Below are 12,881 nucleotides of genomic sequence, written 5' to 3'. Positions count from 1 at the left end.
GATTATTCAGTTTAACAGGAGCACTTGTCCTTAGTCAATAACAACTCTGCCGCCCCCGTGATAGGAATGATACTCGCCATTGTACATAGCATCGGCACTTACAGGCCCCATGCGGAAAGCACCCTTAGTAACACACCGTACCATGTAATAAAACTCTTTTGGATAATTGTTTACATCGGTGTATAGGTTGATGCGATCATCTCTGATGTCAGTATGTTGTGGCGTATAAAAAGTCTTAATCCATGCACACTCGGCAGTAGAGGATAAACGAGGGTTTTCAATTTCGAACCCGGCAGGCAACATATCAGTTATCACTACATTCTCAATATTCTTGCGGGTAGTTCCTACCACAGATATTTTCACAATTATCAGATCATTTTGTTTCAACGAAGCCGGATTAATTACCGTACCATTTCGGTTATAAAAAGTTTTGCGTACGGCCATGTATTTATCTTCCTCCTTAAATGTGCCTGACTTATTTATACCTTCACTTGTAAAGAAATAATACACATTTCCAGTGCCACTTGCAGTAATCGAAACCTTCTTACCCGTTAGGTCTTTTAAATTAACCACTGCATTTTTTTCTGCACAACTACCTACCGGCTTGCCATTAACGTATACAGTAGCAGTAGCATTATTCGATTTGTTTTTGCGTGCAATTTTTCCAAGGGCGATAAAGCTAAAGGCACACTCTTGCGTGTTCATATAAGTCTGTTGTTTTATCTGCTCCGAAATATGTTTTGCCATCTCATTTACTTGCGGGTTTGCAGGATCTACTTCGAGTAACGTATTTAATGCAATGGATTCGTCACGCAAGTAGGAGTAAAAACTACCTCCGGTTACCGACTCTGCTATTTCACCTGAAAAAGCTTTAGGCAAAATCTGCTGATAGGCGGCCTTATTTCCTGCAAGCGCATATGCGCTTGCCAGCATATAGCGTGCATCCAAACTCAATGATGTCAGATTGGCTTTGTAATAATTCATCGATGACATCTGTGCTTTGCCGGCCAATGCCAACACATATAAGGAGTAGGATACTTCGCGCGGTGCAACTTCCTTCTGCTGGTTGCTATTATAATAATAAGTCTCGGTGCGCCTCTCGCTCAACATGGATATTAAATAATTATAAAGTTTATTGAGAACGTTCTGATCTACATCAAAACCAGCTTTGCGGGCTTCGAGCAAAAAATGTGTGGCATAAACAGACCCGTACCAACTTTCGTAGCCTCCACCTTGCCAGTAGGCCAATGCTCCATTACCCATCTGCATACTTTGCAGTTTTATAATAGCCTGCATTACATTGTAGTTCGGATTATTTTCTGTTGCTCCACCGGGCATTTTCATATCTCGAACCAAATCGGTGAAGTATAATTGTGGAAACACTGCACTGGTAGTTTGCTCTACACAACCATGGGGATAACGTACAAGATAATCGAGGCTGCGGCCAAATGATACCAAAGGTGAACGGCTTACTATCAATCTTGCTTCGGTACTGCTTTCTATAAAACCACCAGCCAAATCAACCTCGGTCTTTGAGCCTGCAGCTATTGTTCCGGAGCCACTATTTACTATTAGGATGTTGCAGGGCGCGAGGTCATATTAACTTCCTCTTTAAATGTTTCTTTACCAGCGTATACGGTGGTAGTTATGGTACCCGCCCCTATAACTTGCTGTGTATAAACGCGCAGTTTTAATTGTGACTCGCTGTTAGGTTTTATGTTTACCTCACCGGGATTATCAACTACCTTGAAAGGGCCAGTAGCAGTAATGCTTACCTTGCCAGTAATTGCGCTTGCAGTAGTGTTGCTGAGGGTAACAGGCATGATGATGGTATCACCGGGACTTGCAAAGCGAGGCAAACCAGAATTGATTACGATAGGATCGGCCACTTTCATAAATGTTTCGGTACCATTAAATTTTTGATCTTTAAAAGATACCGCCATGATGCGCAACGAACCATTAAACTGAGGAATATCAAAACTAAACTCAGCCATACCATTCTTGTCAGATTGGATAATGCCACTCCATAACGCTACCAGATTTACACGTTTGTTGGTAATGGGATTTACACGTTTTGCTAAATCAAATTCGTCACCACCGGTGGCTGTACGTTTACTCATCACTTCATTAAACAACATGGGGTAAATATTGTAGGATGTTACACCTAATGCTCGTTGTGCGTAAAAGAAATCGTATGGATTAGGACTTTTATAATTTTTAATTTGCAATATACCTTCGTCCACAACGGCTATGGTAACAGGGGTATTGGGCGTAGTTTGCACTCGCACACTTTGTTTGGTACGCGAACGCGACTGTGTGGCAGCCTCTATTTTCAAATCTAATTTTCTTGTAGGATTTTCAACAATAATACTTTTAACTCCGGAAGCAACCACCAAAGGATTGCTGCCATCATCTTGCGGACGAATGACAATTGCATTAACATAGATATTGGGCAAATGCTCATCTTTAAGTGTAAAATCGAGCGTAGCAGATTTATTATCTGTGCTGATACTGTAATGGTTTAATACTTTATCCTGCTCAATGGTAACAATCATTTTACCGACAAACGGTGTCTTGAAAAGTAACTTCACTTTATCACCCACTTTGTATTTTTCCTTATCTGCTTCGATGTCAATATTTCCTTCATTATTAACTTCAAAGCTGTTATTGTTTGTACGGCCAAAACTGTATGCATAAAAATAATTGGTCACATAATTATTGCTGCCGGGCAGGCTAACGTGTACCTCATAACTGCCATTGTATAGCGGTGTGAATGGCAATGAAGTTTGCGAATTGATAACAATTTCCTTTTGCAGTTGTATGATATCGCGATACTGACTGTTGTAGCGATACCCGTTACCATAACGCTCCATTACCGAATACCACTCCTTACGAACAATGGTAACTTTTGCTTTGGCATTTGTCATAGGCTTGTCGTCAGCATTTACAGCACAAAGGTTTATAGTAACCGGTACATCGAGGCTTACATAATTATCAGCCATGTCAATACCCAGCAGGTACGGTTGGGTAATCAGCTCAAAAGAAGATTCGCGGTTTACCGGCCTCCCCGACTCATCAAACACGGTTGCAAAAATGCGTCCTTTCAAAATACCGTGATTGGCATATTCATTGGTCATAAAAAATCCTTCGCTCCATTGTCCATTGCTATTGGTTGTTCCGCTGCGTTCTATTATTGAGAAACTCCTATCGAATCGTGATAAACTAAAATTATATTGGCTGTACTTTTTGCTTTGAAAATATTGATTGCCCATGGTTAGCTCTGCTTTATAATTACGATTGGCAGCCGGTGGTCCAAATAAATTGGTTGCAGTAGCCAATGCAACTACACTATCGCCCAATGCGAATCGCTTTTTGCTTAATTCCAGCTTTACCGCAATTTTATCTGGCATAAACTCCTCTACGCTAATTGATTTGCGGCCTATTGGCTCGCGTGCTGCACTATACAATTCTACCTGGTAGGTTCCGGTAACAGCAGCAGCTGGTATAGGCACATCGGCCATGCAAGAGCCTTGCTCATCAAGTATTTTCTTTATTGATTTAAACTCGCGGCCATTAGGCATAAGTATGCGAAAACGCACCGGCATCTCTCCGGGCTTTTGCCATTTCATATCGCGTACAATAGCTGCCAGGTGCATAGTTTCGCCAGGGCGGTACAAGTCACGGTCACCATATATGTAGGCATCATATACCTGCTCGGTAATGTATTTTCCTCCTACATCAAAGCGCGCCTGTTCAATACGGTTGCTATAATTAAGTTTTATAAAATTATAATCGCTTCCATTACTTGCTGTTATTAATCCTACTTTATAATCGGGAAATACACCTTCGGGTTTATCAAATACAGCTACTCCATCGCTATTGGTGGTAATTGTTTTAATGGGTTGGTTTTTTGAGGTAACCAAGCCAACCTTTACTCCACTAAGCGACTTTGCTGCGCTTATACTGTTAGCAAATACAGTAACTGCCTGAGGCGATTCTTTTACAATTAATCCAATATCAGATATTGACATCACCTTGCTTGCCTGCACCCATTGCTGATCGGCACTTTGCACTTGCACCACATATACACCCGCTACGTTCTTTGCCTTATCTTCAAAATCGAAGTGAAGTATGCGCGAAGCATTGCGCTTCTCCAATGTTTTAGTTTCTACTTCCTGCGAATAAATAAGATCTCCATAGTCATCGATACTAAACGACTGATAATCGTAATAGTAATCTTCATCGTAATCATAATACCCATCGTATTGGATGCCCTTGCTAAGAAACTGCAACATATTATTTTCGTAAACTTTATATATCATTACTTTCACTTTAGGTATAGAAGTAATGTTAACAAGCACATTGCGAAAACCCTTGCTACCAAGATACATGGCCTTATTGCTGACAAAAGAAATGGACGGATTCAATTTTCCAAAAACCAAATCTTGCTCGAAACTTGACTTTAATGTACCACCCAATGCAGATTGTAGCGAAGTTGCCACGGCCAATCTATAGGTGCTATTAATCTCAAAATTTTCGGAAGTAAGCATACAGCCATAATCTGTTTTGGTGATTTCGAAAACAACATCGGGGTTGACGGTGATACTCTTAGCAAGGGTTGACTCTTCCAACTCGACCGAAGTATAAATCATAATAGAGCCTATGGTGCCGGTATGTTCTGTTTGAACATCGGTTATGGTGACTTTACTTTTGGAAGGAATAATACTTTCGTATGTAATGGGTGCTGGTGCTGTGGATTGCGAATAAGGAATGGGCAACCCTTTCTCAATTTTAATTAAAGCGGGTTGGTCATCATCGCTTTCGGGTACATTTTCCAATTCAAACTCAAGGCTTTCGCTTATGGACGTTGATGCTGACTTAACAGCCAACTCAGTTCCGCCACTTGTTACTTTAAGAAAGCGCAACACTTCGGCAGGATTAATTTTATAATTGAAATCGAGTTGCATTTTAAGTATAGCCTTATTGGCCTGGGCTGGCAAGGCCAGCCAGTGGAAGGATACATTGTTTAGCATAAGTCCGGCAGTAGCAGCTTTGAAAACGGAATTGCCCGAAAAATTTAATTGCTTATTGGATTTAAGCAATTGAGCTGTAACTAGCTCGATGGTATAAGCCGTGTTGGGTGCAAAGCGCTCAGATGGTGTGAAGCTAAACTCATGATCGCTAATCCATTTGGTGCGACCACTTACCGAAGGCGTAATTTTCAATAAACTTTCGTTTACAAAATTTCCGATGACTGAATCGCTCACAAGTTTGCGCGAGAAGGTAAAGTTGAGCGACTGCTCGGCAATGAGTTCATCGCCAAAATTGTGGGCAACCAGCGTGACTTCGTTTTCTTTGTTTTTGCAGGCACTTAATGCTAACAGCATGAAGAATAAAATATAGCGTACGTACGACTGCGCAGCGGCAGCTTTTTTTGTTATGACTAACATTTTTTAATTATTTGATTACAGGTGGTTTTTGTTTGATTGTTTTTTGCTACCATTAATGTCCTCGTATTGCCTCGCATGCTTGCAACGCAAGCAACGGTACTAACGGAAAACGTAAGGACATAAATAGCCGGATAAGTGCATTCAATAATCCAAAAAATTTAAAACAATTATGGCACTGTTGATAAAATAAATTATCGGCATTTTAAGAGTGATGAAAATGAGAGGGATTTTGAGAAGGGCTTCAAGCAGGGGTTGAAAATTTATTGCTGAAAATTTTCAGAAAAAGAGGTGGTTTCTACATGGCTTATGTTAAGCAGATTATTTTTAACTTAAGGATGGTTACAACATCTTGAAGTAAGATGTACAAATAACATCAAAATATATTCCATGAGTATATGATGATGCGTTAAAGAATTTGTAAATGTTTGTTTGGATTTTTTTTCGATGAAAGATGTTGGATTATAAAAATGCAACTTCAATAAATAAGTTGAAAGTGATGCAAGGCAATTAAAAAGCAACCTTACACGATAGTTGCTAACAGGCTTGCAGCGCAAGGGATATGGAGGGTTTAGCTCTTTTTGTTTTTTCGGCTAGGTGTGGTAGAGCAATGGCTGTGGGTGCCGAAAAACAAAAAAGCCGTAGCGCAGCGAAGCCCGAAGTAGCCCGGTCTTTTCATCAGGCAAAAAAAGTTGCCGGTTTGTGAGTTGATTTTTTGCCTGATGAAAAGATGCGCCCTGATAATTTTCTACTTCTTATTTTTGAATATAGCAGCCATTATAACGGCAAGCAGAGTACCAATTACTAATCCACCAAAAAAGATCTGTGCGAGATAATTTTTAAGGGTGAAGTAATCTTTAGCAAAATTTTCTGCCTTGGTGAGGTCTTCCTTTTTTTCAAGCGCTATTTGTTTGCTCACATCAATCATGTAAGTAAAGTAATTGGGATTGACTAGCAGGTGATAAATTAACTGACCGGCAATACCACATGCAGTAGCAATAACGGCTATGGCAAGTCCATGCCGAAGTAATTCTTTGAAAGTTGCCGAGCCTTGAAAAACCTGTGTTCTGATTTGCTTGGTGGCAATAACCGAACAGACAATTGGTATAAGCATAGCAAAGTTGGTAATGTAGGGATGCAAGCGAACATGTGTGGTATGCAATCCAAAAATAAATTCGCCAATTAACCAGGCAAAAGAAAGAACGCCTGTAATGAGGCCCCAACGCATTGCTAATTTATACATATGATGTACTTTTGATTTTTGATGCAATTGTAAAAATAATTTATGCAATATAATAATCCATGGACCACACTTGAGGGACACACCATGTATGAAAACAACTGGATACGGGTGCGTGAGGATAAAGTGTTGACTCCTGCTGGCAAACCGGGCATATACGGTGTAGTGCATTTTAAATCGATAGCGGTGGCTATTATTCCGCTTGACGATGATAATAACACGTGGATAGTTGGGCAATTTAGGTATCCAACGCAAACCTACGAGTGGGAGGTAGTTGAAGGAGGCTGCCCGGAAGGTTCGAGTCCGGAAGAAACTGCACATCGCGAGTTGCTTGAGGAGTGTGGCATACAAGCCCAAATAATGAAACCGATACTTGAAATGCAATTGAGCAATTCGGCAACGGATGAAGTGTCGGTGTCATATGTAGCGCGGCAATTGTCGTTTACTGAAAGCGAACCTGAGGAAACGGAAAAGTTGGTGGTAAAGAAGATTTCGTTTGATGAATTGTTTGAAATGACCTTACGAGGTGAAATAAAAGATGGACTATCGGTAGCAAGTATATTCAAGTGTAAATGGATGCTTGATAAAGGATTGATTTGAATTTTACCTTGCATACCGTTGATGCATAAGTAATAGTCCAATGAATTGGACTAAACTTCTGCTATTACGGCATTACCATTGTATAATTTAAAAATAGTTTTGGACTATGTTTAAATTACAATTGGTATTCTATAATAATTGATGGAAGCCAACGAAATTTTTTGGTAGGCTGTAAATGATGCAGTAAGAAAATTTCATGAATGAAAACGGGAGAATGGCCGGAAAGATACCAGCATCAAAGCATACAGCTATGCAATAGCCAAAGTGATGAAATAACGTGCAGTGTAAGCAGGTAAATATTCAACTTAACAACTAATTCCTAACATATTCAAGAACTCAAGTTGATGCTGCCTCTATTTAACGATAAGTACCTTGGCAACAAATTGCTTATCGTTAGCAGTAGCACGAAGGCAATATACGCCAGAGGCAAAATCGCTGGTTGAAACGCGGCAAGGCAAATTACAATTGTTGCCTGAAAAAATTATACGACCTGCAACATCAAATACTTCGAAGCTAGCAATGCCACGTATATGGCGTATGTATATCTGCTGCTCTGTGGCATTGTAAAATGCCGAAATACCACTACCCCCGATATCCTGAATGGAACTGATTATTACCGAAGGTGATGCGCTGCTGCAGCCATTACTATCAATGCCCAAAACATAATAGGTGCCCGGTGCGGGTGGCACCAGGTAATTTAATGTGGACAATACCACTGTTGGATTACCTACTTCGAACCACTGATAAGCAAACATGGGTGAGCTATAAAGCGTGTCGTTACTTTGTGACACTACGGGTGGTGGCGGGCTTTGAAACTCCGTCACAAAATTGACTATGGTAATAGAATCGCAACCTGCACTATTGCAAGCAACCAACTTAACATCGAAGCTTCCATAGCTTGCATAATATATGCCGGTAGGATTTTGCAAGGTTGAAGAAGAAGGTATGGCTCCAGTAAATGTCCATTGCCATGAAGTGGGCAGGTTGGTAGATATATCGGTAAAATCGATAGCCTGCTTTTCGCACCAAATGGTATCGCTGCTGCTAAAGGCAACATTGGGAATGGCGCAAGCACCAGGGGTAATATAAATGGAATCGGTAGCACTACAATTGTTTATAGTTACCGTTACATAATATGCGCCTGTATCGGTAGCAGTATAGGTTGCGAGGGTACTTCCATTATTCCACAGGAACGTACCGGTGCTACCTGCATTTAACTGAATGGCTTGCCCGGGGCACCAGGTGGTATCGTTACCAAGGTTAACAGCCGGGGCAGCAATAATGGTAATTATATTATTGATGGTATCGCTGTTGCCAAGGCTATTTACTGTTATTAATTGTACCGAGTAATTGCCGGGTGCAGTAAACAAATGTGCAGGATTATTAATGTAAGATGCATTAGCAGCCCCCGAATTGGGGTCGTCAAAATTCCATTGTACAGCAACAATGCCTGAGCTGGAACCAATAGTAAAATAGGTGCTATCGCCAAAGCAAAACCCTTGCGCAGTGAAACCAGGGGCTACCGCAAAGGCAGCATGATTAGGCAATCCAAGCGTAGATTGATTAGTTCCAAGTGTTACTTGTTGATTGACAAAATTACAACTCAAGCCCGGATTATCGGGGTCGGTTATAGCGCCCAAATAATTAACACTATAATTAGCAAGGTAAATTTTTCCGTCTGGTGCTAATTGCAACGCTCCTGAAAAAGCGGATGTACTGGTACCTACCAAAACCTCACTTGCTATAATTGCTGCTGCATTAGGCAATGATATATCATACTGATATACCTGAGAGGGAGTGATTAATGCCATATATAAAAATTGCCCTGATGGCGAAAACTCGCATCCATAAGCACCGCTAGAAGCAAATTTTTGAGGGAGTAATACATTGTTCGAAACAATCCCTGTGGCATTATGATAATCATACACTTCGAATTGATTAATATTCCAATAGCATGCAGCAAGTTTGTTTCCGGCAAGATTGGTTTTTAAATACCCGATTACGCCATTCGAATTTATCCCAACGGAACTTACTACCGGGGTAGAAGACAGGCCTGCGGCAGTAAGCAAATAAGATTTGAATGTATTGGTAAGATTTTCTTTTACAACTATCCATATATCAACCCCATTGGCATGGTTAACGGCACACACTTTTTCATCTGAGTTTGGACTGAATATCACATTCTTGGTTGAGGTTATATCGCCCAGCCCACCATTCAATGTAATATCCACTATAGAATATGTTGCTTGATATACAATGTCTCCCGTTACAAAAACATAATACTGATTGGAATTGCCAACTGCGGGAACAATGATTGCTGACTGGGTGCTGCTGGTACCACCAAGCAAACCGGTGCCATTGGGCATAATCTGATGCAACTTATTCCACACGGTTAAACCATCTGAATAAAAAAGCAACTGCCCATTGCCATCGCAAATTGTCGCGGTTCCTTCATCGGTATATGTTAGCCCCCCGTTAATAGACACTGGTGCACCTGAGTTAAAATCAAGGCCTGCAAACCGCCCAAAATGCCAAATGTTGGTGAGGTTTTGTGCTGCGCTTATTTGACATATAAGCAGTATAACCGGTAAAATTCTCTTCATGTTTTTAAAATTTTTTAGCCGAAATTAGGGAATGCTATTTTAGGCTTGTTTAAGTTGGCTAATTTACAAATTCCTTATACATGATTGCAAAAATGATAAAAAAGCAACACTGTTTTTTTTTATTGAAATTAAAATTTTCATTTTTTAAAATTAGTTTACTTACTTAGCCCAAAACAAAAACTCTTAAACAAACTATTTATATGAGGATATTAGAAATACGAGCCATGCGAGGCCCAAACTTTTGGAGCATTAGAAGACATAAGTTGGTTGTGATGAAACTTGATATTGAAGAACTGGAAGAACAGCCAACGGATCAGATAGCGGGATTTGCCGAACGATTAGAAAAGTTTTTACCAAGTATGTTTTCGCATCGATGTAGCGAAGATTACGAAGGCGGTTTCTTTCATCGTGTGCGCATAGGTACCTGGATGGGTCATGTGATAGAGCACATTGCACTCGAAATACAAACACTTGCCGGTATGGATGTAGGCTTTGGCCGCACCCGCAGCACGGGAGAAGCCGGGGTGTATCATGTAGTATTTGCGTACGAAGAAGAAAAAGTAGGAGTATATGCAGCTAAGGCGGCAGTAAAAATTGCACAGGCAATAGTTGACAATAAACCCTATGACCTTACCGATGATATACAACGCATGCGCGAGTTACGCGAAGAAGAACGCCTTGGACCTAGCACCGGTTCAATTGTTGAAGAAGCAGTAGCGCGCAATATTCCGTGGGTTCGCCTTAACCAACACTCGTTGGTGCAATTAGGCTATGGTGTAAACCAAAAGCGTATTCAAGCTACCGTGGCATCAACTACCGGAAGCATTGCTGTTGAAATTGCATGTGATAAAGAGGACACCAAAAACCTACTCGAAGCACAATCAATACCTGTACCGCGGGGCCGAATAATATACAGCGAAGAAGGACTGCAAGATGCCTTAGATGATATTCGTTTTCCAGTCGTTATTAAGCCTGTAAACGGCAATCATGGACGTGGTGCCACCATTAATATAAATAGCTGGGAAGATGCTGTAAATGCTTTTGCGGTAGCCAAGAAAATTTCTCGTGGTGTGATTGTAGAAAAATACATTACCGGATTTGATCATCGGATATTGGTAATTGATTACAAGATGGTTGCGGCCGCAAAACGAACACCTGCAGCGGTTACGGGAGATAGCAAGTCGACCATCCAACAATTAATTGACAAAGTAAATACCGACCCGCGCAGAGGATTTGGCCATGAAAAAGTATTGACTTCAATAAAAGTGGATGAAATGACACTGGCTATTTTAAACGAAAAAAATATGACCCTCGAATATGTTTTGAAAAAAGACGAGGAACTGTGGCTAAAGCGAACTGCCAACCTAAGCACAGGAGGCACTTCTGATGATGTTACTGACATTGTGCACCCTTACAATGTATTTATGTGTGAACGTATAGCCCGCATAGTTGGTTTAGATATTTGTGGTATAGATATAATGACTCCCAACATTAGCGAACCGCTTGACGAAATTGGGGGTGCGGTACTTGAAGTAAATGCAGCTCCCGGATTCCGTATGCATCTTAGTCCGGCATCAGGTTTGCCACGAAACGTGGCAGCGCCTGTGGTAGATATGTTGTTCCCTCCCGGAAGCAATTCGCGAATCCCAATTGTTGCTGTTACAGGTACCAATGGAAAAACCACCACTACCCGATTGATTGCACATATGTGTAAGTATATGGGACACAAGGTTGGGTTTACAACTACAGATGGTATTTATATACAAAATCACTTATTGCAACGAGGCGATTGTACAGGCCCTGCAAGCACCGAGTTTGTGTTAAAAGATCCAACGGTAGATTTTGCTGTGCTAGAATGTGCACGCGGTGGTATCTTACGTGCAGGTCTTGGTTTTCATAAATGCGATATAGGTATTGTTACCAATGTTGCTGCTGATCACCTGGGATTGAAAGGGATAAACTCGGTTGAAGAAATGGCCAAAGTAAAAGCTGTAGTTGTAGAAAGTGTGATGCCTTCGGGTTATGCAATCTTGAATGCTGATGACCCACTGGTAGCCGACATGAAACATAATCTGGAATGTAAAGTTGCATTCTTTTCACTCAATGAAAACAACCCCATCATACGCAGACACACACAAAACGGTGGGCTTGCAGCAGTTGCCGAAAATGGATATATCACAATCATGCGTGGCACATGGAAAATGCGCGTAGATAAAATAGTGAACATCCCACTAACTTTTTCGGGCAAAGCAATTTTCATGATACAAAATATTTTGCCGGCTGTACTTACAGGCATTATTCGCAATTTCAAAATAGAAGATATAAAATTAGCCCTTGAAACATTTATTCCTTCGCCAGCACAAACTCCCGGACGTATGAATATGTTCCAGTTTAAGAAGTTTACTGTAATGGTTGACTATGCACATAACCCGGCAGGATTCCAGGCAATAGCCAAGTTCCTGGAGCGGATAGAAGCCAAGCCAAAGGTTGGAATTATAGCCGGAGTAGGTGACAGACGCGATGAGGATATTATTCAATTGGGAGAACTTAGTGCAAGCATGTTTGATGAAATTATTATCAGACAAGACCGCAACATGCGTGGCCGCAGCGAACAGGAAATTATTGACTTATTATTGTCAGGAGTACATAAGGTAGACAAAACCAAAACTGTAAAAGTAATTAAGACCGAATCGGAAGCGATAGACTTTGCTGTGAAAAACGCCAAGAAGGGATCCTTTATTACCATTTGCAGCGATGTGGTTCCGGATGCGCTTGATCAAATAATGAAATACAAAGAAGAAGAAGATAAGTTTACTATAACTGATGCTGATATTCCCAACCTGACAAGCAACTAAGAAGAGATGTATTTGCTTGTATAGGCAATGTATGCAAAAAGAGATTTGTTAACGCACATGGTATACCATGTGCGTTTTTTTTCTGTTGAAAAAAATAGTTGAAATTCACAAATGAGCTTGTGGCTTGCATCCCTTT

6 protein-coding genes are annotated in these 12,881 nt (G+C 40.8%); 2 read left to right on the top strand and 4 right to left on the bottom strand.

Translation table 11 applies throughout. From position 1 onward, the window contains the following. Window positions 1-30: 30 nt before the first annotated feature. The 3 genes from IPO27_15740 to IPO27_15730 all read right to left on the bottom strand — a co-directional run bounded on the left by IPO27_15740 (window position 31) and on the right by IPO27_15730 (window position 6,690). Entirely contained in the window at window positions 31-1,518 is a 1,488-nt protein-coding gene (locus tag IPO27_15740; GenBank protein ID MBK8847894.1) for a hypothetical protein, read from the bottom strand. A 53-nt stretch (window positions 1,519-1,571) separates the two neighbouring features. Then, window positions 1,572-5,450 carry an alpha-2-macroglobulin family protein gene (locus IPO27_15735; protein ID MBK8847893.1) on the bottom strand — a complete coding sequence of 1,293 codons (3,879 nt, stop codon included), beginning with the start codon at window positions 5,448-5,450 and terminating at the stop codon, window positions 1,572-1,574. Window positions 5,451-6,195: 745 nt separating this feature from the next. Beyond that, window positions 6,196-6,690, bottom strand: a complete 495-nt coding sequence (locus IPO27_15730; GenBank protein ID MBK8847892.1) for a DUF4199 domain-containing protein — start codon at window positions 6,688-6,690, stop codon at window positions 6,196-6,198. A gap of 42 nt (window positions 6,691-6,732) precedes the next feature. Here IPO27_15730 and IPO27_15725 point away from each other — a divergent pair, with 42 nt between their 5' ends. Next, on the top strand, window positions 6,733-7,287 hold the full coding sequence (locus IPO27_15725; GenBank protein ID MBK8847891.1) for an NUDIX hydrolase: 555 nt from the start codon (window positions 6,733-6,735) through the stop codon (window positions 7,285-7,287). A gap of 353 nt (window positions 7,288-7,640) precedes the next feature. Here the strand turns inward: IPO27_15725 and IPO27_15720 are convergent, their stop codons facing one another. Beyond that, window positions 7,641-9,890 carry a hypothetical protein gene (locus tag IPO27_15720; GenBank protein ID MBK8847890.1) on the bottom strand — a complete coding sequence of 750 codons (2,250 nt, stop codon included), beginning with the start codon at window positions 9,888-9,890 and terminating at the stop codon, window positions 7,641-7,643. A gap of 200 nt (window positions 9,891-10,090) precedes the next feature. Here IPO27_15720 and cphA point away from each other — a divergent pair, with 200 nt between their 5' ends. Beyond that, the gene (gene cphA / locus IPO27_15715) at window positions 10,091-12,745 is read left to right on the top strand and encodes a cyanophycin synthetase (protein ID MBK8847889.1); all 2,655 of its coding nucleotides are present in this window, start codon (window positions 10,091-10,093) and stop codon (window positions 12,743-12,745) included. The last annotated feature ends 136 nt before the right edge of the window (window positions 12,746-12,881 follow it).

This window comes from Bacteroidota bacterium, assembly GCA_016714535.1.
Classification (GTDB): Bacteria; Bacteroidota; Bacteroidia; order AKYH767-A; family OLB10; genus JADKFV01.
This window is presented reverse-complemented; position numbering and strand designations above follow the sequence as displayed.